Consider the following 23,699-nt stretch of genomic DNA (forward strand, 5'->3'; position numbering starts at 1 on the left):
GGGAGTCTGTACCGGCCTTGGTCAGACACTGTATCAGACCTTAAAGCTTGCGACCCTTACCAGCCGCGATCCGCAGACGCAGCGCATTCAGCTTGATAAAGCCTTCTGCATCCTTCTGATCGTAAGCACCTTCGTCTTCCTCAAAGGTCGCGATCTTCTCATCGAACAGAGAATCTTCAGACTTACGGCCAACCACATCCACGTTGCCCTTATACAGCTTCAGACGTACAACGCCGTTCACATAAGTCTGGGTCTGGTCGATCAGGGCCTGCAGAGCTTCACGCTCCGGGGACCACCAGTAGCCGTTGTAGATAATCTCGGCGTAACGGGGCATCAGGCTGTCTTTCAGATGCGCCACTTCCCGGTCCAGAGTCAGAGACTCAATGGCACGGTGGCCGCGCAGCATGATGGTACCGCCCGGGGTTTCGTAACAACCGCGGGACTTCATGCCCACGTAACGGTTCTCAACAATGTCCAGACGACCAATACCATTGGCACCGGCCACCTTGTTCAGATACTCCAGCACCTCATGGGCCTTCATTTCCTGACCATCAATGGCCACGATATCGCCTTTGCTGTAAGTCAGCTCAATATACGTCGGCGTATCCGGTGCATCTTCCGGAGACACACTCCAGCGCCACATCTCCTCCTCGGCCTCTGCCCAGGGATCTTCCAGGTTCATCCCCTCATAGGAAATGTGCAGCAGGTTGGCATCCATGGAGTAAGGGCTCTTGCCCTTCTTCATCTCCACCTCAATACCACGCTCTTCACAGTACGCCAGCAGCTTCTCACGGGAGTTCAGATCCCACTCACGCCAGGGCGCAATCACCTGAACGCCTGGCTTCAGGGCATAAGCACCCAGCTCAAAACGAACCTGGTCATTCCCCTTACCCGTAGCACCGTGGGAAATCGCATCCGCGCCGGTTTCATTGGCAATCTCAATCAAACGACGGGAAATCAGTGGCCGCGCAATCGACGTACCCAGCAGATATTCGCCTTCATAAACCGCATTGGCGCGGAACATCGGGAACACATAATCGCGCACAAACTCCTCGCGCAAATCCTCAATGTAGATTTCCTTAACTCCCAGCGCCTCCGCCTTGGCCCGCGCCGGCTCAACTTCCTCGCCCTGACCAATATCGGCCGTAAACGTCACCACTTCGCAGTTGTAAGTGTCCTGCAACCACCGAACAATAACGGAGGTGTCCAGGCCACCGGAATAGGCCAGAACGACCTTATTAATATCAGACATGTCTGTGCTCCAGACTGAACAGAATGGATGAAATAAAAAGAAGGGGGATATTGTACGGGATGGAGGGAGAGTTGGCTATAAACCTTGCCTGCGGCGCACGACTCGCCCTCAACAGCGTTGGGGCTACGTTAGCCAGTTTTTGGCAGGGAGTTTTTTCAGATCGGCCAAAGGCATAGGTCTTGCAAACAGGTAGCCTTGCAAAATATCGCAATGCCTGCGAACCAGATCGTTCTGCTGCTCCCAGGTTTCAATGCCTTCTGCCACCACGACCATGTCCATATGGTGGGCCATCGTTATCACGCCCTGAACAATAGCGGCAACCCGGCGATCCGTTGTAACTTCCTCTACAAAAACCCGATCAAGCTTCAACTTCTGAGCGGGTAGATCCCGAAGGTAACTCAAGCTGGAAAAGCCGGTTCCGAAATCGTCCAGAGCCACACGCACGCCCAGCGTTCTCAGCGCCTCCATCAACTCGATCACAGGCTCCGTGCCAACCAGCAACACACTTTCGGTCACTTCCAGCTCCAGTATCTGCGGTGAAAGCCCGGTTTCTGTCAGTACCTGCCGGATGTCATCCAGAAAACTGTCACGAATGAATTGCAGCGAAGATATATTCACGGCAACACCCAGCGCCTTTTCGCGGCAGGCATTGAACTCCGCTATTTCTGTGCAGGCTTGCCTGAGAATCCACAGGCCAAGTGGCACGATCTGCCCCGTTTGCTCAGCCAATGGAATAAACTCACCGGGAGAGATCAGTCCCCGGGCGGGGTGATGCCACCGTACCAAAGCTTCAAAACTGCAGATATGCCCGGTCACAGTATCGATCAGGGGCTGATAATAGACTTCGAACTGATTTTCCTGCAATGCGGTATGAAGATCATGCCTCAGGTTTACACTGTTGATGCTGTGTTCGGCCCTTTGGCCACTGTGCCATTGCCAGGTATTTTTGCCTCCAAGCTTGGCCCGTTCCCGTGCGACATCGGCAAACTGAAGCAGGTCTTCAGCACCATCCAGAGGCCCACAGTCAGAGCCAATCCCGATACTGGCACTGATGTGAACCATCTGGCCATCCACTTCGATTGGCTGAGCAAGGTGTACCAGTATTCGCTCAACCAATTGAATAATCTCATCCCGGCTTCTGTAATCGGAAATCAACACACCAAATTCATCGCCGACCAATCGCGCAACGGTCGCTCCGGGTGGTGTCAGCTCGATAAGCCGTCGGGCCGTTTTTCTGAGTACCTGATTACCCACATGATGACCCAGTTCATCATTGATGGATTTGAACCCATCCAGGTCCAGGTACAGCACCGCCTTTCGGTTATCCTCCTCAATCGGTGTATCACTCAGCTTTTTCTGAAACGAGGCATCATTGAGCAACTCGGTAAGAAGGTCATGAGTAGCCTGGTAGGCAATCTGAGCTTCCTGTTCCTTCTGGCGGGTAATATCCCGGCAGAGCCCGTAGACACCCACGATTTCACCCTGGATGGTGACCGGGAAATTCGTGATCTCCAAATAGTAGGGAGAGCCGGAGGCATGGATGCCCATGGTTTCGTATGTAACCACCTCACCGTTTCGGGCTTTGTCGAATCCAGCCTGGGTTTGAGCGCGGTAATCAGACTCAATAAAGGTATTGAAATGAAGATTGTGCATACTACCGGCTGAATAGCCGGTGATTCTTTCCAGAGCCTCGTTACAGCTCTGGAAGTGGCCATCAAGATCAAATGTATAGACACCATCCGGATGGTTTTCAAACAGGGCCCGGTGCCACTCGGTGAGAGCCCTGTGGTTTTCAGCATCACGGTATCGGAGAGCGGCGAGCGCACCTGGCACCATAGCACCGACCCAGTCGGCTATAGCCTTCAGCACCTGCTACCTCAACCCGCCTGAGCCACCGCCTCTTCGCGTATGCCGTCCCAGCCTTCTTTCACCGACCGAAGCAGGTTTGCCACCTCATCCAGTTTGGCCATATCGTTCCTGGCACTGGCTTCCAGAAGCGCACGCTCCATGTAGTCATACAGGCCTTCAAGGCGAGCTGCCAGATCACCACCCTTCTCGAAATCCAGAAAGCTGCGCAGGCCGCCAATGATCTCAATGGCCTTGCCAATCAGCTTGCCCTTGCTTTCATAATCTTTCGCCTGCATGCGGGCCTTGGCCATGTTGATTCGCTCCAGAGCACCGTTATACAGCAACTGGATCAGCTTGTGCGGGTCCGCATCGGTGATGCTGGTCTGAGTGTTAACACGCTGGTACGCCTGTAAACCCTTCATAATCTACCTCATTACATCCTGTTCTGAACCGTGTAACGGCCGGAATTCACAAAACTTCAGGTTTTTTACCCTCAGTTTTTATTATTTTGCGGAGCCAGCGCCGCTAATTGCTGTGTTACGTAATCGCGGGTGTTGTTTAGCTGAGATATCAGTGAATCGGCGGAGCTGAACTGGCTTACCAGCCTTTCACGGTAACTCTCAATACGCATATCCAGCTTCACGCGGTCTTCCTGAATACGTTCCAGATCCCGGTTGAGCGATTCAGTGCGAGAGCTCAGGGCTCCTTCGGCGCCCAAAATATCGGTGATGGTATCAACGGCCCGTTCACTCACCCCTTCAATAAAATTAACGGCACCCCGTCTGCCCACATCACCGCCGGTAATTCGCAGTTGCAGACCGGCCGCCTCGTTATTGTCGCTGTTCGCCAGATACAACACCTGGCCATCACCCTTCGCAGTCTGGCCGTTAATGGTTCCAGCTACATCTATACCAGCTTCTCCATCTTTGGCATTCAGCCCCGGTACGTTCATTGCCCCGGTCAATCGTACATTCGAATCACTGCCGTACTTGCCAGATGTAAAGGTAAGCCCGTCTGTCGCATCCCAGGCTACCTGCACCGAACGGCCTGCAGACTTTAACTCCGTACTGTTATTCAAAGCCTGCTGCATAGCTGCAGCAAACTCTTCACCAGTAAAGTTATCGCCTGTATTGGAAAGCGGTGATCCATCCGGTGCATTTTCCAAATGCACATTAACCTGAGTTTCGCCATCAACCTCAAAGGTAAACCGATTGCCTGCTTTAACAGTGACCGTTCCGGTATCGGCAGCCGAATAGTTCAAGTTACCCCGGGTGGCCATTTGGGTAACATCAATATCGTAACTGCCTGGTATCGTGCCAGAGCCGCTACGCACAAACTCCACCTGAGAATCAGTCGTTCTGCCCTGCTCTGCAAACAAAGCGGTTACGTCATCAGGGTTTTCCCGAAGCTGCTGTTGAAATTTCTGGCTATCAAACTGAAGCTCACCGGTGCGAAAATCAGTCCCGATACCCACATCCGCCAGACTGCGCACACTGGCATTTTCCAGCCCGGGGACAATATCCGTGAGCACACGTTTGAGCTGGTTTTGAATATTACGAACGGTGGAATCACCCGTTAAAATACTGCCCTGACCGGTGTCGCTATTAAATGTCGACAGCTCTCGAATGGTCCCCTGAAGCTCGTTGAACTTATCTACGAATAACTGAACACGCTCTGCTACCTTACCTGTGTCCTGTTCAACCTTGACAGTCGATTGGCCGGTCTCCTTCAAATCGAAGGTCAGCCCATCTATTACATTCTCCACAGTATTGGTTGAACGAGTAACCAGTACTCCGTTTATTTTCATCTGCGCATCGGCAGCATCGATGGTTTGCTTCATGTCCGGATTGGCGGATTTATCTGCCGGATCAAACGCGAAGCGTGCCAGGCCTTCAGCGCCAGCGTCTTCGTTAGCGGTAATCTTCACCGCATTAGCCGCGCCTGTTTCATCAGCGGAAAGCGTCAGACGAAAGCCACTACCAGTATCAATTATGCCAGCCGATACACCGCTGTTGGCGTCATTAATAGTGTTCGCCAACCCCTGCAAAGTGTCGTTGCTGGAATCAATAGTAATCTCAGTGGTTTTGTCGCCCACCTGAAGCGTAAGAGTGCCCTGACCAACGCTGGTGGCATCGCGATCAGCAAAGGTTTGCTCGCTTGCAAGCGCCTGGGCTTCAGCAAGGCCGACGACATCGACGCTATAAGAACCGCGAGCAGCCTTGCTGGCATCTACAGAAATCTCAACATTACTGCCGGAAGACGAAGCAGAAAAAGACTTCATGGCATCCGAAGAGCCAAGCTGCCGCATCGGTAACCGCAACTCAGTAACAGCACTGCGCAGCATGCCATAAGCTGAAATCAACGCCTCAGTGCGTTCTGTTTTCTGATCCAGCCGCACTTCCGTAGGCTTGCGCTCTGCGGCCGTCAACTGATCAACCAGATCCGAGTTAAGAACGCCGGAGCCAATACCTAATGATGAAATACCTGCCATAACCAAGCCTCCTCGTGGGGGCAAATCTTTGTACTATTACCGTTAACGGCCGGAAGCGGCAAAACTTTGCCTTTTTTGATATTCATTTTTCGTGTTCTTTCGTGGATTTCGCGGCCAGCCAAACCAAAAACACCGCCGGCTCCCTATAAGAGGCGGCGGTGCTGAAGTTGCGAAGCCAACAAAGCCACAAAAGCGGCAAGTTTTTACACTTTAATGTTGAGCAACGTCAGCGGCTCATCCTGCTGCAATTTCTCTGCCAACCTCAAAGCCACTTCATCGGGAATCTGCCGGATGACTTCCTGAGTTTCCTGATCCACCACCTTAACAACAGTCTGGCCCAGATCGTTATCCACCTCAAACTGCAGATCGCGCTGAACGTGCTGAACATAATCGTTCAGCTGACTTACCGCCTGGCCTAGGCCTTCGCTTTGAGCCTCGCCGGCTTTTTTCAACGTATCCGCACCGGACAGTTCACTGGCGGCCTTCAGGTCAAGCGGCTGCTGGTTTTTTGACAATGGAGAAGCCAGATCAGAGGCATTCCTCTCCTCGGCCTGAGATGACGGCATTGCCTTCACCGGAGACCTGCCACCAGCGGTGAGCAGCTTCAGGCCCGGGTTATTCAGGTTAACGTCATTCATAGCATTACCTCGCTATACTCAAACGGCGTAAAGCCGGAACCCGAAAGTTCCGGCTGTTACCGCTAGCCCCTTACTGCAGGAGGGACAGAACCTGCTGCGGACGGGCGTTAGCCTGAGACAGAACCGAGATACCGGCCTGCTGCAGCACCTGGGATTTGGCCAGGTTGGCGGTTTCTGCGGCGAAATCGGCGTCCAGAATTCGGCTGTTGGAGGCACTGAGGTTCTCTACAGAGGTGCTCAGGTTGGCGATGGTAGATTCGAAGCGGTTTTGGACCGCACCCAGCTCGCTACGGAATTTGTTAACCGTATCCAGCGCTGCATCCATTCGCATGATGGCGTCGTTGGCATTCGCGACGGTATCAACCGTGACATCGCCCAAATTACCACTGGTTACTGCCACACCTGCATCCGCAGCAATGCCATTTCCCTCAGCCACATCCAGCGCTTGCGCGGAGCGTATTTCAAGGCCGTCGCCATCCTCATTGGCCGAAGCAAATACCCCGCCCACCTGATCATTAATCTGATCAGACATAGTACTCAGGACGGTGGCTCGAGCAGCATCCTGCGCCTCCTGGGTAACCTCATCAGCACCAAGATTGTCCGGATCCGACCCAACGGTAGCTTTAGCGGTGGTCAGAACATCCGCATCAATGTCGAAAGTTACTGTCGTTGCATCATTATCGCCCACAGTAATTTTTACAGTGCCACCCGCTTCGAGATCATCACTAAAGGTCACTGTACTCTTAGCGATAGCCAACTCGCCAAAATCCGCTGTACGCACACTCTGCGCAAGATCAACACCAATGGTCTGACCGGCGTTCGCACCAACCTGAAAACTCTGTGATTTAAGAGAGCCATCTAATACATTCAAACCGTTGAAAGCTGTTTGTGCTGCAATACGATCAACTTCAGCAATGCGCTGCTGCACTTCATCATTGAGTGCTTCCCGGTCTGAAGCACTATTGGTCGCGTTTGCAGACTGAACAGACAGTTCCCGAATACGCGTGAGGTTATTAGTAATCTCATCCAGCGCACCTTCAGCGGTTTGCGCCAGGGAGATGCCGTCGTTCGCATTACGGGTAGCAACATTTAGACCCGAGATCTGCGATTGAAAGCGTGTAGAAATGGCCATTCCAGCCGCATCATCTTTGGCTGAGTTGATCCGTAAACCAGATGACAACCGCTCCAGCGCCTGATCGTTAATTCCCTGAGACTTACTCAACTGATTCTGAGCAGACAGTGATGCAACGTTAGTGTTAATTCCGAGAGCCATTATGCTTCTCCTTCAACAGAAGTCTTTATTTCATGGAAGAGGCCTGGCGCCCGGCTTCTAGGTTGGGAGCGCCGCCCTGTTACTTCACTTAACGGCAGCCTTTCGGGTTGCTTTAGGGAAAATAAAAAATTCTTTGTAAAACACCGTAAAAAGCGGCAACGCCCTTCCGTTTGTATGTGTCGGCTCTTTGGCGCGTAGTGCGCAGGCCACCCAACACAAAATCAAAAAAACCTAACAAAACCAATACCATAAAAGAAAACTTCCAATCCTGGCACGACCTTCGCTTATATCCCTGCAAAACGGCAACTTAACGATTTTCCGCCGGCAAGGCGCCCTGGCTAACAGGCTCTGAGCTTCCGGCATCTCTGAACAGGGAGAACGATATGTCTCAGGTTATCAACACCAACATGGCGTCATTGAACGCACAACGAAACCTCAATGCGTCACAGGGCCAGGCGAACACGGCTCTTGAACGCCTGTCATCCGGCCTGCGAATCAACTCCGCCAAAGATGATGCGGCTGGCCTTGCCATTTCTGAACGCTTTCAATCGCAGATCTCGGGCCTGAATCAGGCTCAGCGAAATGCCAACGATGGCATCTCCCTGGCCCAAACGGCGGAAGGGGCGATGGATGAGATCACCAACAATCTGCAACGGATTCGTGAACTGTCGGTTCAGGCGGCCAACGCCACCAACAGCATTTCTGACCGTCAGGCTCTTAATGAAGAGGTTCAGCAGCGGGTTGAAGAAATCAACCGGATTGCCAGCCAGACTTCCTTTAACGGATTGAAAGTGCTGGATGGGACGTTTGGTACGCAGACATTTCAGGTGGGGGCGAATTCTGGTGAGACTATCGGGATTAGTGGGCTGGACTCCAGGGGAAGCCAGCTGGGTAGTGTTATAGCTCAGACAACGGATTTATTTGACCAAACTACACCTGTCAGCAGTGAAACAGGCCGCATACCAATCAATGGCAGCACCCTGGTAGTTGGTGAAGTAACCATTGGCGAGAAATCCTACAACATCAACAACACTGTCAGCGATGTTGAGGGCTTAGCAAGTCTGATTAATGACAATAACACCAATTCGGATTTACTCATTAAGGGCGATAACGAAACCGGCCGCATTACCGTTATCAACTCTTCCGGGGCAGACGTTCCCGTTAACTTTAATCTTGCAGATAACGCTACACCTCCCAACAAAGTTTACGAAGACAACCTGAACGCGCTGGGTGGCGGCTTGGACAAGTTTTTTGAAGCCGGCAATACCGGATCATTTGAGTTTGAAGTGAATGGCATCAGCTTCACTGCCAACGATGTAGGATCACTCCAGGATGTTGTAGGCCAGGTAAACGCCAAGGCAAACGATACAGGCGTGAAAGCAAACCTTGACAAATCAAACACCAATATTATTTTTTCAGCTCAGCATGGCGAAGACTTTGAAGTAAACATGGATGCGGACCTCAACGGTGACGGCACCCCGGATAATTTTACACTCAGTACGAGCGCTACTGCGAAAGCCAACACACGATCAATGAACAATCTGGATATATCGACACCTGAAGGCGCTGACGAAGCAATGGTTACCGTCGACTACGCCATCGACCAGATCAACGGCTACCGCGCCGAACTCGGCGCCGTGCAAAACCGCTTCGAGTCCACCATCGCCAACCTGAGCACTACCTCAGAAAACCTCTCGGCCTCCAACAGCCGCATTCGCGATGCGGACTTTGCGGCGGAATCTGCCGAACTGGCCCGCACTCAGGTGCTGCAGCAGGCGGGTTTGTCGGTACTCTCTCAGGCGAACGCACGGCCGCAGCAGGTGTTGCAGTTGCTGCAGGGCTAATAGCCCGGCACGAAAAAGCCCGATTCGGATGTCCGAGTCGGGCTTTTTGCGCTTTATCGGTATGGAATTATTCGTTCACTGCACTTGGTGAGATCATGCTGCTGGAAACCGCTTGCAGCTTCACTTGATAACCGCAGGCATTGGCATACTTTTTCAGTGTCGCCCAGCTAGGGTTTCCTTTTCCGCGCTCGAGCCTGGAAATATTGCCTTTTGCCGTTCCGATTCGCTTCGCCAGATCTTCCTGAGTTAAGCCTGCATTGGTTCGCATGGTGATTAATTGATTCATCAGGTCAAACTCGTCCGCCAGCTTTTCATATTCAGTACGGACCGTCTCGTTCTGCAATGCTTTCTGTTTTAGTGCTTCCAAACTCATGATTTTTTAACCTCCCGCAACCTGTCCAGCGCCACCTTCAATTCCTTTTTCGGAATTTTCTGATCCTTCTTAACAAAGGCGTGCAAAACAGTTACCGCTTGATTATTCATATAGCAGAAAATCCCTCGCCCGATACCCTCCTTAGCTTTAGCTCGTATTTCGAATAGCCCAGCGCCTAATGGTTTCGTATGCGGCTCCCCGAGATTGGCACCGTGTATTTCTATCATTTCCAAGAGTCTGATCATTCGCGCCTGTATCTTCGGTGGCATTGAAAGAATATCTCTCTCCACGCCAGCGTAAAACTGAATCGTCCATTTCATACAACAGTCCTTCCATAGCAGAGGTCATCATAAATGATAACTCCTATTTCTTTCAACTGCTGATTTGAATAGTAAACGCTCTTTGGCATGCACTCACACGATTGGCATTATATGCCAATCAGTAATCCGGAGGCCTTAGCATGGCAACAAGAAAAATTCTTCTAACCGATCACCAGGAACAGTTGGTTGGCGAGGACATTGCCGAATACCTCTCACTCAGAGCCAGTGAGCTCACTAAAAAGGACTAAGTTTTATTCACCCCTAACTTATGCGAGCCGCCAAAGGCACTGATATCACGGCCTTGTAACCTGGCACTCGAAACACTTTACACGCGCCTGTACTTACATCCGTATGTACAAATTAGCAGGTAACCTACCACGCACCCACTCTCAATACTGAGCCAAGCTCCGAGCATATTGAGCAATAAGAAGCGAGCTCACGACAAAACTGGCACACCTTTCGCTACACCTCATACAAACCACAGCAAACAACCAAAAACTGCAGGCCTTTGCCGCAATTTTTGAATTTAGCGGCAGGTAGATGAGGTATCCCATGCAAGCCAAACATCACATTCAGGAATCCCATTCCCAACAGGCGCAGCAGTACGCCAACCTTGGCTACTGGGCCCTGAAAACCGAGCGCCCTGCCCTGGCGGAACAGCACTTCCTGCAGGCTCTGGACTACGACCGGCAATCCGCCGCCGCTTTCTGTGGTGTGGCTCATGCCAAACGGTTGCAGGGGCAGTACGATGTGGCCTACCTGCATTACCGCAAGTTGCTGGAAACCGGCACCGAATGGGATTCTGTTTACAGCGGCATGCTTTCGTGCGCGCAACACCTTGCGGTTAACAAAGCCGATAACAACCTGGCGTTGGATGCCATTGCGTTGCTAAAACACGAAGGCTTGCCCCATCAGGAAATCGGGCGGTTTGTGGGGGCGATCATCCGCCTGCAATACGATCTGGACAACCCAGACGCAGAGATTCATCTGGATGCAGCGGGCACCGACGAACTGCTGATTTTGGCCCTGCAAAAAACACTCATGCCAGACCCGGCCGTGGAAGAACTGATTGTTATGCTGCGCCGGGCCATTGTGGCAGAAGTGGCACAAACTGCAGAACTGCGCGATGAGCTTCAGCAACTCGCCCTCGCCATCGCCCGGTACGCCGACCGCACCGGCTATGCCCTGCCCGCTGCAGAGGACGAAGCACGCCTGGTCGCGGCAATCAATGACAGCCTCAAAGCCCAGCTCATCATGGGCGAGCCGCAAACGGCGCTGACTGGCTCACTAATGCTCAGCGCCATGTACGGCGCCCTGTTCCATCAGGACTTTGCCGTACACCTGGGGCAGTGGAACCTGGTGGACTGGCCCCTGGCACTGCAGCCGGTTATGGCCACCAGCTACTACCACCGCGCCGAAGAAGAAAGCATCAAACAATGCTTTGATGAAAAGGCTGAAGAGCTGGCCCTGGACAAAACCGACGTACCCCAGGCCTGGCCGTCCTGGTCGACACTTGCTTATCACGAGAAAAACAGCCTGAAAGCCATCATGGCCAACGAACTCGGCCTCCAGACCGACAAACTGCCAGACACCCTGCGCATTATGGTATGCGGCGCCCGCTCCGGCCAGCGCGCTATGGAACTGGCTCACTACCTGTCCGATGTAGAAGTGATCGCTGTAGACGAATCCCTGGCCAACATCGCCAAAGGCACCCGCATGGCGGCAGAAACGAATGTGCGAAACATCGTATTCTGGCCCTGGTCCATCGCTCAGCAGTTCGTTGCCGACGGCCAGCAAGTGCACTGGATAGAAATCGGCCGCCTGCCCTCCCCGGCCATGACCGATCTCTCACTGGCGCAACTGATTCACACAGCTGCCAGCTCCGGGGCTGTTGTGCACCTGCACACCGCGGTCACAGAGCAAACAACCGGCGACCGCCAGATGCGCACCCTCATCGCCCAACACAACCTGAAACCAACCCGCACTACCCTGCGCCAACTCCGCCGGATGGTCCTGAACCACCAACAGGATGCGACCTGGCAGGCACTGGTTCAGGAGGAAGACTTCTACAGCCTCGGCGGCTGTCGCGACCGCTGGTTTAATCCACAAAACAAAGCACAGCTAAAAGACCTGCTGGCAATGCTGAGCAACGAAGTGGAATGGAAACTGGTAAAAGCCCGCGATGAAGACGGCCACAGCCTGGCGACCCAGCCCGTGCAAAAACAGATACAGGCAGAGGCGCTGGGGAGTGAGGTGCAGAGTTTGCTGGGGCAGGGATTGAGTGTGTATTTTCAGCGGCGCAGGTAATAGCTAAGGTGCCGGCCCGATGGGCCGACACCTTTCCTTCCTTTACAGATACGGCACCAACGACTGCCCATAATAATGCAGCTCCTCCAGTATCAGCTGCTTCTCCGGCGTAAGCTCCGGATCATTGGCCAGGCGCTGCAGCTCGTGGCCGTAGGCTTCCAGGGAGCGCCAGCCTTTTTTGGGGTTCATCAGGCGCTGGCTGCGGAACTGCTCCCAGCGTTCAGATTCTTCGCTGCTGAGGGTGTCCGGGTGGTTGCGGGCGCGGTAGCGGAAGAGCATTTCGGGGAGGCGCTGGTCGCTGAAGTGAAAGGTTTCTTCCGCGAGAATGTCCGGCGGGGTCTGCAGGGCGCGGTTGAGTTCGCTGCGGTCGGCGGGAGACAGAAAGCCGCCGGCGTAGAGTTGTTCGTCCGGGTCGGTGAGGTTGCCCTCATAAGGCTGGTCGAAGGCTTCGGCGATGCGTTCGGCTAGGTCCGGGGCTTTTCTCAGGCGGGCGAGGTTGGCGCGCAGGGTATCGCCGTTCAGCTGCAACGCTTCCAGCCGCTCTGCGGACAGGGTAGAAAGCATAGCCGCCGGGGCCAGTACCGGGCATTTGTTCAGCTGTACGCCTTTCAGCGGAAAGCGCGACGCATCGCCCAATTCCGCCTGAGAGGTAAACACCCGCTCACGGATCTGTTCCGGGGTGGCGTTGATCAGCTCTTCCGGGTCTTCCCGCAAGTCGTATACAATCACCTGGTTCTTGTTGCCGGGGTGCTCGGCCAGCGGTGCAACCATGGCGCAACAACCCCGGGTGGCGGGGTATTTGGCGGATATGTGCAGCACGGGCTTCATGGTGGCTGTGTCCAGCATGGTGCGGGCCGAGTGCTTGTCTTTATTGTTCAGCACAAACTCAAACAACCGCGGCTGTTTATCACGAATCAGCCGGGCCACCGCCAACGTGGCTTCCACATCCGACATGGCGTCGTGGGCCGCCTCATGGGCAATGCCGTTTGCTTCGGTAAGCTCTTCCAGCCTGAAGCTGGGGCTGCCATCCGGTTTACGGGGCCAGTTAATGCCTTCGGGGCGCAACGCGTAGGTCAGGCGCACCATGTCGATAATATCCCAGCGGGAGTTGCCGTTCTGCCATTCCCGGGCATAGGGATCGCGCAGGTTGCGGTACAGGGTGTGGCGGGTTACTTCATCATCAAAGCGCAGGTTGTTGTAGCCCACCACGCACGTGCCGGGCTGGCTGAAGGCTTCGTTGATCTGAGCGATAAACTCGGTTTCCGGAAGCCCTTCTTCCAGGGCTTTTTGCGGGGTAATGCCGGTAATCAGGCAGGCTTGCGGTGAAGGCAGGTAATCGTCCGTGGGTTTGCAGTAAATCACCAGCGGCTCTTCAATAATGTTCAGATCCGCGTCCGTTCGCACACCTGCAAACTGCGACGGCCTGTCGTGAACCGGGTCCACACCAAACGTTTCGTAATCGTGCCAATAAAACGAACGGATCAAAACAAGACTCCTGCCATATGAATCATGAAAGGCAGAAGTTTAGCAAATCAAAACAGGTTCGTACCCATATCCACCGGATGGGTCTGCAAACGTTCCACTCCGGAGGTTACAAAATTCTCCAGGTTTACCTTCATGTTCGTCGGCAGGTTAATAAACACGCCCTCGCCCACACTGATGGCGCCGGTTCCGTCCAGCTTCTGCCAGTCCATGGCTTCGCGCTGAAAGCCAATAAAAAAGCCGTCGGTGAAGTCGTTATTCCCCTCACCTACGTTAACAGAGCGCAATTTGGTTAATGCCGCCGTGCAGGTCGCTCCGCTTGCACAATCACCCGGAGCAACGCCAATATGCGTCGCCCGTTTATTGGTCGGAACACCATTACTGTCCATCAGCACAGCATCATGCAATGCGCCGGAACCATCCTCAAACTGCAAACCGATATCGCCACTGAAACTGTCGGTAGAGGACGATACAGACCCCCGCGCCTGACCAAAGCCCATACGAAAGCCCACAAGCCCGTGCTCATCTTCGGCCAGCTCAAGGTAAGGCAGACGCGCCTCAAACGGCACCTTGTCACCGGCATTGTAAGTCACACCGTTGAACTGATCGCCGTTGTTGCGGGCAATGTGCCCAAGGGCCACATGCCGGGCAGAAAAATCCGTACCGCCGTCTATCTGGCCAACCTGCACATCGTCAATATTTACATGGGTTTCCACATCCATATTCAACGTCATGCGGGTGGAGCTGTGGGTACCGGGAATAGTCTCAACCTGCATAAACGCCTGCCCGGTCACTTCCCCCATAACGGTATCGGTAATGGGCTCCAGTTCCGCCCAGGCGGCGGGCACCGCCCCCATATATATGGCAATAAAGGCCGCATACCTGTACCTGTGGTGTCTCATAGCAATGCCTCTTAGAAAGCGTTAAGAGCCAGACTACATGGACCAGAGCGCGCAACGCGCCTGCACTGACAGCTAACATTGTTTTAATTTGAATTGACCGCACTATAGCGGATACTGCTCAACCCTGAGCGTGAGCCAAATCACAAACCCCGATAACAATCCGTTACATTTCACACATTGTAAAACCCTGTGATATATCTGTTGCTTATATATACACATACAACCTTGCTGTTTATACTGCCCCGCACACCCGACAGCACTCATTGGCCACCAACATGACCACCCGTGTACTGATCTGCGACGACTCGTTACTTGCCAGAAAGCAAATGGCACGGGCGCTGCCCCCAGGCCCGGATTATGTCCTTCAGTTTGTCAGCAACGGCGCAGAGGCACTGGCCAGATTGCGGGCGCAGCCGGTGGATCTGATGTTTCTTGATCTGAATATGCCGGAAGTGGATGGCTATCAGGTTCTGGAGCACGTCCAGGCTGAAAACCTGGCGGTTCTGACCATTGTGGTGTCGGGCGACATTCAGCCCAAAGCCCAGGAACGAGTACGCAACCTAGGAGCCATAGGCTTCATCACCAAGCCCATAGAACTCGGGGCTGTGCTGTCCCTGCTTGCGGAATACGGCTTCTATCGCCCTGGCGAACTGGAACACGCTGCTCTTAACGACGACCTGCTGGACCCCGGCGATGCCGCAGACTTCCCGGAAATCCCCTTATCCCTGAACGACTACCTGCAGGAAGTGGCCAATATAGCCATGGGGCGTGCGTCGGATCTGTTGGCGCGGCTGCTGCAGGTGTTTGTTAAACAGCCGGTTCCGAAAGTGTCGCTTATCGCCAACTCCGAACTCAGCATGGCCATCTCGGCGGCCAACAACAGCAGCACCTACTCAGCAGTGTGCCAGGGCTTCACAGGGGCAAACATCGCCGGTGAAGCCCTGTTGCTGTTTTCCGATGCCAACTTCCGGAAAATGGCCGAACTCCTGCGTTACGACATAACCAAAGGCGAAGCCACCCAGGTGGAGGTTCTGATGGACATGTCCAGCATCCTCTTCGGCGCCTTCCTCAAAGGCATGGGCGACCAGCTGGATATGATGCTCGGCCCTGGCCACCCCACTGTACTGGGCCAGCAACAGCCGGTAACCGAACTGCTGGAAAACCAAAGCGCACGCCAGGAACAACTGCTGTGCATTGAAATCAGCTATAACCTTGAAGAACGCGGCCTACAATGCGACATGCTTGTGCTGCTGACCGAAGATTCCATGCCGTTTTTGCAACAACACCTACACCAGTTGATGAGTACATCATGACCGCAAACAACCCGACTCCTCAGTCTTTGCATTGGATGACAGACATGCTGGACTCCGTGGAAGTGGGCCTGATCGTGCTGGATCGGGAATTCCGGGTACAACTCTGGAACGGGTTTATGGAAAACCACAGTGGCATCACCGCCAGCAACATTCATAACCGGGTGTTGTTTGATGTATTCCCGGAAATCCCGAAAGCCTGGCTGACTCGCAAGGCAGATGCCGTCACCCTGCTCAACACCCGGGCCTTCACCTCCTGGGAGCAGCGCCCTTACCTGTTCCGCTTCCGCAACACCCGGCCAATCACCGGCACAGAAGACTACATGTTCCAGAACCTCACCATCAGCCCGCTGAGCAACAGCAGCGGCGAGGTCGAGAAACTGTGCCTGATGGTGTACGACGTAACCGACATAGCCACCCACAAACGGGCGCTGGAACGGGCCAACGCGCAGTTGTCCAGGCTGAGCATGACAGACCGGCTGACCGGCCTGCTCAACCGTGCCACCTGGGAAAACCTGGTCGACGCCGAGTTTGAACGCTTCCGGCGCTACAACCAGAACACCAGCCTGGTGATGTTTGATATAGACGCCTTTAAAAGCGTAAACGATCGCTACGGCCACCTGGCCGGTGATGAAGTGCTTAAGCATATCGCCAAAACCGTCAAAGGCCTGTTGCGCCAGTCCGACAGTCTGGGCCGTTACGGAGGGGAAGAGTTCGGAATAATATTACCCGAAACCGATATAGAAGGGGCACGCATTATATGCGAGCGTATAAGAGAGGCAATAGAAAACAGTGAAGTAAAAACATCCGCCGGCCCCATCCATTACACAATCAGTACAGGCATTGCGCAATTAACACACGCACCTAAAAATCATATGAAATGGATGCAACAGGCCGACGACGCATTATATGCCGCCAAAAGCAGCGGCAGAAACCGGATTGTGGTTTATCAAGGCTGAGCCGGCTGATCAGTCCTCCTGCCAGCTCTGCACAGCTTCCTTACCATACTTCTCACGCCACGCATTCAGAACCTTGTGGTTACCGCCGCGGGTTTTAACCACCTCACCGGTATGCGGGTTCTTATAGGTTTTCAACGGGCGTTTGGCACGGGTGCCTGTACCGCCTTCCGCTTTGGCGGGCGCCAGAGAAGGATCAATCGCTTTAAGAATCTGCAGCACATGCTTTGGCGTTTTATTGTATTCAGCCATTAACGTACGAAGACTGTCTTCAAACGCCAGTTCATTTTTGAGAGCTTCATCTTCTTCAAGCTTACTGATCTCATCTGCAAGCTGTTCCATCAGCTGTTTCTTTTGGTAGTAGTCTTTAAGCTTTGCCATAAAACAAATCCCCTGAAAAAGTATGGATTAAACACCATATGAATTAAAAAAATGTTGACCAGCATGCACAACCGAATATCAGGCGAACATAATAATCAACATAATCATTTATGGCAAAATATATTATGGAACCGACATATTATTGAGCCGAAAATAATACTCTGTGCTTTATTTCAGCCAATATATACAATTTAAACCGAACCCGGCTCCACAGGAATCACAACCTCCGACTCCGGAAACCGCAACTCCAGAACCTGTTTAAACGCGGCCTTGGCGTCTGCATCGCCATGCACCACACGAATCTCTTTCGGCGCCTGGGGAATGCCATCCACAAAGCGCAACAAATCACTCTGCCCCGCGTGAGCCGAATACCCACCCACCTGATGCACCCTGGCGCGAATGTCATAACGCTCGCCGTCCAGCTCTACCCAGCCGCCACCCGGCCCATAGGTAAGAATATCCCGGCCGGGCGTGCCTGCTGCCTGATACCCCACAAACAACACATCGTTACGGGCATCGCCAAGCATGGCCTGCAAATAATTCACCACCCGGCCACCTGCACACATGCCGGAACCGGCCAGCACCACACAGGGGCGGTGGGATCTGGCAAGGTACTCTACGGCATTCAGATGGTCTTCATGATCATTAATCACCGTCAGCTGATCAAACGACAACGGATGCCGCCCGGCACTCACCCGCGCCCGGGCCTCATCATCCCAGAAGGGCTTCAGACGGCGGTATATACGGGTGAACTCCGCCGCCAGAGGCGAATCCACCACAATCTCCAGCCGGCTCCAGGTCAGCGGCTTGCCATCAAGCGGCACCCCCTCAATGGCCTCATCCCCAAACTCGGCAATCAGCCCCTCAATCTCATACAGCAACTCCTGGGTACGCCCGATACTGAACGCCGGCACCAGCACCGTGCCGCCGTCTTCCAGGGCATGTTCCAGCACCTGCTTTAAGCGGTATCGCCGGGTCGCCCTGTCTTCATGATCTTTATCGCCATAAGTACTCTCAATCACCAGCCGGTCCGCCCGCTCCGGCGGTACCGCCTCCGGCAACAAAGGCGAATGGGGCGCGCCCAGATCACCACTGAACACAACGCGCTCGGCCTCCCCGCCGCTGCGGGCATCACACTCCACATAAGCGGAACCAAGAATATGCCCGGCCCTTTGCAATCGCACGCTCAGTGAACTGCCAGCTTCTGAAAACACAGGGTGCCACTGGTTATAAGGCACAGGCACCAAACGCTCACGAACCACACCCAGAAAGCGCTCAATCAGCTCCCTGTCCCGGGTAAAACCGATTTTAAGGGCATCTTCCAGAATTTCCGGAAGCATAATGGCCGAAGGTTCGGAACACACAATCGGCCCCTCAAAACCCGCCGCAAGAAGATAAGGAATACGTCCCACATGATCAATATGCACATGGGTAACCACTAGGGCATGGATATGCGCGAGGGGAAAATCAATGGCCAGATCCTCGGCGGAGGAACGGCCATTGGCATCCTGGCCCTGGAACAGGCCGCAGTCAATTAACACTGCGGCTTCAGAGTGGTGCTCAGCCGAAGACAGAGACAGTTCGTGGCAGGAGCCGGTGACGCCTTTTACAGCGCCATGGTGTTTAATTTTAATCATGCAACAGTCCTTGTTGACATAAAATACAAAAATAAAAGGTATGCAGCTCAGGGTGCAGACTTATTGCGGCTTATTCAACGCGCTTTCTGCTCCTTCAATGCTTCCCTTACTGTTGAGCTGAACTCGGCGATAAATACCGCCGATTGCAAACAGAATAAAGAACCCGACAAACACCCATAAGCCCGGCAATACTAAATGTTTCAGTACGTAACTTCCATTACCGAATACTCAATTTTCGCTTTTCCCAAATCAAATCCACAATCCCATTACTGGGCTCATACCCCTGCACCGTACGCAGCAACATTTCCCGCACCTCTTCATACGCATCGTCTTTCAGTGCCGCACGCATGGCCATAAGGGTTTTGCGCAGTTCTGGCCAGGGCACAAAAGCTTCGTCGGCCCGATGAATCTTTGAGTGATGGGTCGGTTGGGGGTTGTCACCAATCAGCAGTTCTTCGTACAGCTTTTCACCAGGGCGCAGGCCGGTGAAGCTGATGGAAATATCGCCGTTGGGCGTCATCTCATCACACACCGTCAGGCCCGAAAGCATAATCATTTTGCGGGCCAGCTCAACAATGCGCACCGGCTCGCCCATATCCAGCACAAACACATCCCCGCCCTGACCCATGGAGCCTGCCTGTATCACCAGCTGGGCGGCCTCCGGAATGGTCATAAAATAACGGGTAATGTCCTTGTGCGTCACGGTAACCGGACCGCCGCGACGAATCTGCTCGCGGAACAAAGGGATTACCGAGCCGGAAGACCCCAGCACATTACCAAAGCGCACCATGGTGAAACGGGTGCGGTTTACCCGGCTGATGCCTTCGGTATCGCCAATCAGTTCCGGGGCCTGCTCAGCGCTCAGAGCCTGCAACACCATTTCTGCCAGGCGCTTGGTGGCGCCCATCACGTTAGTGGGGCGCACCGCTTTATCGGTGGAGATCAACACACAGTTGGGCACATTACACACAATGGCCGCCTGCGCTACATTTTTGGTGCCGAACACATTATTAAGAATACCCTCGGCAACATTGTGCTCCACCATAGGCACATGCTTATAGGCGGCCGCGTGGTAAACCGTATCCACCCCCCAGGCCGTCATTATATCCCGCAGGCGCGAGCCATTCCGGATAGAGCCCAGTATCGGTACCAGATGCACATCAAGATTTTGTGACCGTACCCAGCCTTCCAGTTCCTTGTGTATGGAGTAAAGGCCATACTCGTTGTGCTCGTACAGAATCAGTGTGGTGGGGCCATTATTCACAATCTGGCGGCACAGCTCACTGCCGATAGAGCCGCCGGCACCGGTAACCATAACGATCTGCTGATCAATGCAGCGGCCCAGCAGCGCTTCTTCCGGGGGCACTGGGTCCCGCCCCAGAAGGTCCGCTACATCCACCTCCTGCATGTCATCCACTTTCACCTTGCCACTGGCAATGTCCATCAGCCCGGGCATGGTGCGCACATACACAGGAAAGCGGGCCAGATTGTGGAGGATTTTCTGGCGCTCGGCGCGGCTGGCAGAGGGAATGGCAAGAAACACTTCTTTAGCGCCTGTTTTATCCAGCATCCGCGGAATGTTTCGGGAAGAATACACTCGCAGCCCGGCAATGCTGCGCCCGATCAGGCCCGGATCATCATCAATAAACGCCACAGGCCGGTACAAACGCCCCACCCACAAAGACGCCAGCAACTGGTTACCGGAGGCCCCGGCGCCATAAATCGCCACCGGCATACCGGCTTCCTGCTCAGTGTTTTGCAAAGCGGCCCCACTGCCATTGGCCAGCAGCCAGTCACCAACAAAGTACTCACGGGCAGCCAGGCGTAAGCCACCAATTAGCAGCAAACTCAGCCACCAGTAACTGACCAGAGACGAGCGGGGGATCAGTAATTCTAAGCCGGCTGCGCGGGAAAAAAACACAAACAGACACAATGTACCAAAGCCCAGGGTGACCGCTTTAAAAATCGTCAGCAGCGCCTGTCCACCAAAATGGCGCATCACAGCCCGATACATGCCAGTTACCACATAAAATGGCAGAGCAGTCATCGGCGCCAGAACAAACAACCACAGTTCGTTGCCCTCTGGCCATACCCAGCCTTCACCACCCAGGCGCAAATACAAAGATAAATACAAAGCCAGCCAGAGTAACACCACGTCTGCCACAATCTGCAACAAACGCTTCTGGGCGTAACTTAAGTCAATTAAGCGCTCTTTCAGCATGAAACATGTCCTGATAACTGCGGAACACTAATGGCAGTCAATCGCTGGTCCTGGTGCACACAACTCAGGCCCCGGCAATCAGCCCCTCTTTCGTCGGAAGCAATGCCGCCGCCTCTTTATCCATCACAATGGTGGCGTTGCGGTGCATTTTTAAAACAGACGCCGGCAAGTCTTCGCTCACCTCACCGTGATACAACTCCGCCATAATCGCCGCTTTCTTGGGGCCTGTGGCCACCAGAATCACTTCCTTCGCCTCCAGAATCTCCTGAATGCCCATGGTAATAGCGTGAGTAGGCACTTCCCGCTGATCGGTGAAAAAACGGCCGTTATCAATACGGGTCTGCTCGGTAAGCTCGATCACATGGGTGCGGCTGTCAAACGGGGTTTTGGGCTCGTTAAAACCAATATGGCCGTTGGTGCCAATGCCCAGCAGCTGCAAATCCATGCCACCTATGGCCTGAATGGCCTCGGTATACGCCTGGCAGGCACGCTCGGCATTCTCTGCAGTGCCATCAGGAAGATGCACCCGCTCCCCGGGTATGCGCAGTTGATTAAACAGATGCTGGTACATGTAAAAGCAATAACTCTGGGCATGCTCCGGCCCCAGGCCAATGTACTCGTCCAGATTGAACGTAGTCAGCCGGGACACATCCACCGGATCCTGCTCCAGGTATTGCATCAACCGGGCGTAAACAGGCTCCATGGTGCTGCCGGTAGCCAGGCCCAGAACCGAATCCGCCTTGGCGCAAATCTGGTCAAACAACCGCTGGGCGGTGTAGCGGGATACGTCGTCTACTGTGTTAAATATTTTATACATGGGTGTTGTACCGGAAAGATAAAAACGGGCCACTAAAGCAGCCCCTCAGCCTGCTCAAAGATTCGCTCCAGGTGCTCCGCCCCCACGAAGCTCTCCGCATATATCTTGCAAAGATCCTCCGTGCCGCTGGGCCTGGCGGCAAACCAGCCGTTCTCTGTGGTTACCTTCAGCCCGCCGATGGCCGCACCATTCCCCGGCGCTTCGGTGAATACGCCTGTTACCGGGTCGCCGGCCAGTTCGGTGAACGGTATATCGTCCGGTGTTAACGCCTTCAATCGCTGTTTCTGTTCTTCTGTGGCGGCGAAGTCTTTGCGTTGGTAATAAGGCGCACCGTGCTGTTCGGTCAGCCCCTGGTAATACTCACTGGGCAGCTTGCCGGTTTTCGCGGCCATTTCCGCTGCCAGCAAGCACAGGATAATACCGTCTTTGTCGGTGCTCCAGGGTTTGCCCGCAAACGTGAGGAAACTGGCCCCGGCGCTTTCTTCACCCCCAAAAGCCAAACGGCTCTGGTGCAGGCCTTCCACAAACCATTTAAAGCCCACCGGCACTTCGTACAGTTCACGGCGGTTGGCGGCTACCACCCGGTCGATCATGGAAGACGACACCAGGGTTTTGCCAATGGCCAGGGTGTCCGGCCAGTGTTCACGGTGTTTCAGCAGGTAGTCCACGCACACGGCCAGGTAGCGGTTCGGATTCATCAGCCCGGCGGCGTCAACAATGCCGTGGCGGTCGGCATCCGGATCGTTCGCGAAGGCCAGATCAAAACGGTCTTTGACCGTGAGCAGTTTCGCCATGGCCGCAGGGCTGGAGCAGTCCATGCGAATTTTGCCATCGTGGTCCGGGGGCATAAACGCAAAGGCCGGGTCTATGGTGCGGTTAACCACCTCCAGCGCCAGGCCGTAATGCTCTGCCACCGCTTCCCACACCGCCAGCGCCGAACCGCCCATGGGGTCTACGCCAATGGTCAGCCCACTGGCGGCAATGGCGGGCATATCCACCACCTCGCCTAACGCCTGCACATATTCACTCACATAGTCGTAGTGTACCGCCTCCAGTACCGCCATCCGGCGGGGCGAGGTACGCACACCGGCCATATCAGCCGCAAGAAATTCATTGGCGCGGTTCTCAATCCACCCGGTTGCCTCCGTATCGGCCGGGCCACCGTCCGGGCCATTGTATTTTATGCCCCCGTCTTCCGGCGGGTTATGGGAGGGGGTAATCACCAACCCATCCGCCAGCTCACCCGTACCCCGGGCGTTATGGCGCAAAATGGCATGGGACACCAGCGGCGTGGGCGTATAGCCTCCCGCTGAGTCCACACGCATCGCCACATCGTTCGCCGACAACACCTCCAGCACCGAGTCCATGGCCGGCCCCGAAAGCGCATGGGTGTCTTTACCAATAAACAAAGGCCCGGTAATACCCTGCGCCTTGCGCCAGTCCACCACGGCCTGGGCAATGGCCAGAATGTGGTGATGATTAAAGCTGCCTTTAAGCGAACTGCCCCTGTGCCCGGACGTGCCAAAACTCACACGCTCTTCGGGTTTGTCCGGGTTGGGGGTGCGTTCGGAGTAGGCAGCAATGATTTTATTAATTTCTGACATTATTTACCTGTAACTCTCACGCTAGAGGAAAACCTTCCCTCTC

The 23,699-nt window shown here is 54.2% G+C and carries 19 protein-coding genes; 4 read left to right on the forward strand and 15 right to left on the reverse strand.

Annotation, left to right across the window (positions count from 1 at the left end; all coding sequences use genetic code 11):
- Positions 1-40 precede the first annotated feature (40 nt).
- From FFI95_RS10495 to FFI95_RS10520, 6 genes are all read right to left on the reverse strand, one after another.
- The gene (locus FFI95_RS10495) at positions 41-1,252 is read right to left on the reverse strand and encodes an argininosuccinate synthase (RefSeq protein WP_144822340.1); all 1,212 of its coding nucleotides are present in this window, start codon (positions 1,250-1,252) and stop codon (positions 41-43) included.
- A 123-nt stretch (positions 1,253-1,375) separates the two neighbouring features.
- Positions 1,376-3,121 (reverse strand): putative bifunctional diguanylate cyclase/phosphodiesterase, encoded by a 1,746-nt coding sequence (locus FFI95_RS10500; protein ID WP_246069475.1) that lies wholly within the window; start codon positions 3,119-3,121, stop codon positions 1,376-1,378.
- A gap of 8 nt (positions 3,122-3,129) precedes the next feature.
- Positions 3,130-3,522, reverse strand: a complete 393-nt coding sequence (gene fliS, locus FFI95_RS10505) for a flagellar export chaperone FliS (protein WP_144822341.1) — start codon at positions 3,520-3,522, stop codon at positions 3,130-3,132.
- Between the two features lie 71 nt (positions 3,523-3,593).
- Complete coding sequence (gene fliD, locus FFI95_RS10510; RefSeq protein WP_144822342.1) at positions 3,594-5,591, reverse strand: flagellar filament capping protein FliD; 1,998 nt, start codon at positions 5,589-5,591, stop codon at positions 3,594-3,596.
- A 203-nt stretch (positions 5,592-5,794) separates the two neighbouring features.
- Positions 5,795-6,229 carry a flagellar protein FlaG gene (locus FFI95_RS10515; protein ID WP_144822343.1) on the reverse strand — a complete coding sequence of 145 codons (435 nt, stop codon included), beginning with the start codon at positions 6,227-6,229 and terminating at the stop codon, positions 5,795-5,797.
- A 70-nt stretch (positions 6,230-6,299) separates the two neighbouring features.
- The gene (locus tag FFI95_RS10520) at positions 6,300-7,502 is read right to left on the reverse strand and encodes a flagellin (RefSeq protein ID WP_144822344.1); all 1,203 of its coding nucleotides are present in this window, start codon (positions 7,500-7,502) and stop codon (positions 6,300-6,302) included.
- A gap of 383 nt (positions 7,503-7,885) precedes the next feature.
- On the opposite strand from FFI95_RS10520, the gene FFI95_RS10525 reads away from it, so the two are divergent.
- Positions 7,886-9,346 carry a flagellin gene (locus tag FFI95_RS10525; RefSeq protein ID WP_144822345.1) on the forward strand — a complete coding sequence of 487 codons (1,461 nt, stop codon included), beginning with the start codon at positions 7,886-7,888 and terminating at the stop codon, positions 9,344-9,346.
- Between the two features lie 67 nt (positions 9,347-9,413).
- Here FFI95_RS10525 and FFI95_RS10530 read toward each other — a convergent pair whose 3' ends face one another.
- A complete protein-coding gene (locus tag FFI95_RS10530) occupies positions 9,414-9,719 on the reverse strand; it encodes a helix-turn-helix domain-containing protein (protein ID WP_144822346.1) in 306 nt (101 codons plus the stop codon).
- The gene (locus tag FFI95_RS10535) at positions 9,716-10,039 is read right to left on the reverse strand and encodes a type II toxin-antitoxin system RelE/ParE family toxin (RefSeq protein ID WP_144822347.1); all 324 of its coding nucleotides are present in this window, start codon (positions 10,037-10,039) and stop codon (positions 9,716-9,718) included. Before FFI95_RS10535 ends, FFI95_RS10530 begins: the two co-directional genes overlap by 4 nt.
- Positions 10,040-10,591: 552 nt before the next feature.
- Here FFI95_RS10535 and FFI95_RS10540 point away from each other — a divergent pair.
- Positions 10,592-12,346: a hypothetical protein gene (locus FFI95_RS10540; RefSeq protein WP_246069476.1), complete on the forward strand. Its 1,755-nt coding sequence runs from the start codon at positions 10,592-10,594 to the stop codon at positions 12,344-12,346.
- A gap of 42 nt (positions 12,347-12,388) precedes the next feature.
- Here the strand turns inward: FFI95_RS10540 and sbcB are convergent, their stop codons facing one another.
- Positions 12,389-13,831, reverse strand: a complete 1,443-nt coding sequence (sbcB, locus tag FFI95_RS10545) for an exodeoxyribonuclease I (protein ID WP_144822348.1) — start codon at positions 13,829-13,831, stop codon at positions 12,389-12,391.
- Positions 13,832-13,878: 47 nt separating this feature from the next.
- On the reverse strand, positions 13,879-14,730 hold the full coding sequence (locus tag FFI95_RS10550) for a hypothetical protein (protein WP_144822349.1): 852 nt from the start codon (positions 14,728-14,730) through the stop codon (positions 13,879-13,881).
- Positions 14,731-15,005: 275 nt separating this feature from the next.
- Here FFI95_RS10550 and FFI95_RS10555 point away from each other — a divergent pair, with 275 nt between their 5' ends.
- Both FFI95_RS10555 and FFI95_RS10560 read left to right on the forward strand, forming a co-directional pair.
- Positions 15,006-16,043 (forward strand): response regulator, encoded by a 1,038-nt coding sequence (locus FFI95_RS10555; RefSeq protein ID WP_144822350.1) that lies wholly within the window; start codon positions 15,006-15,008, stop codon positions 16,041-16,043.
- The gene (locus tag FFI95_RS10560; protein WP_144822351.1) at positions 16,040-16,999 is read left to right on the forward strand and encodes a GGDEF domain-containing protein; all 960 of its coding nucleotides are present in this window, start codon (positions 16,040-16,042) and stop codon (positions 16,997-16,999) included. The genes FFI95_RS10555 and FFI95_RS10560 overlap by 4 nt, the downstream gene beginning before the upstream one ends.
- Before the next feature lie 9 nt (positions 17,000-17,008).
- Here FFI95_RS10560 and FFI95_RS10565 read toward each other — a convergent pair whose 3' ends face one another.
- The 5 genes from FFI95_RS10565 to pgm form a co-directional block, all read right to left on the reverse strand.
- On the reverse strand, positions 17,009-17,377 hold the full coding sequence (locus FFI95_RS10565) for a histone-like nucleoid-structuring protein, MvaT/MvaU family (protein ID WP_144822352.1): 369 nt from the start codon (positions 17,375-17,377) through the stop codon (positions 17,009-17,011).
- 191 nt (positions 17,378-17,568) lie between these two features.
- The gene (locus tag FFI95_RS10570) at positions 17,569-19,014 is read right to left on the reverse strand and encodes an MBL fold metallo-hydrolase RNA specificity domain-containing protein (protein WP_144822353.1); all 1,446 of its coding nucleotides are present in this window, start codon (positions 19,012-19,014) and stop codon (positions 17,569-17,571) included.
- A 217-nt stretch (positions 19,015-19,231) separates the two neighbouring features.
- The gene (locus FFI95_RS10575) at positions 19,232-21,235 is read right to left on the reverse strand and encodes a polysaccharide biosynthesis protein (protein ID WP_144822354.1); all 2,004 of its coding nucleotides are present in this window, start codon (positions 21,233-21,235) and stop codon (positions 19,232-19,234) included.
- 64 nt (positions 21,236-21,299) lie between these two features.
- On the reverse strand, positions 21,300-22,052 hold the full coding sequence (gene nagB / locus FFI95_RS10580; protein WP_144822355.1) for a glucosamine-6-phosphate deaminase: 753 nt from the start codon (positions 22,050-22,052) through the stop codon (positions 21,300-21,302).
- 32 nt (positions 22,053-22,084) lie between these two features.
- Positions 22,085-23,656, reverse strand: a complete 1,572-nt coding sequence (gene pgm / locus FFI95_RS10585; RefSeq protein ID WP_144822356.1) for a phosphoglucomutase (alpha-D-glucose-1,6-bisphosphate-dependent) — start codon at positions 23,654-23,656, stop codon at positions 22,085-22,087.
- Positions 23,657-23,699: the final 43 nt, after the last annotated feature.

Origin of the sequence: Marinobacter piscis, from assembly GCF_007671655.1 — a bacterium.
Classification (GTDB): domain Bacteria; phylum Pseudomonadota; class Gammaproteobacteria; order Pseudomonadales; family Oleiphilaceae; genus Marinobacter; species Marinobacter piscensis.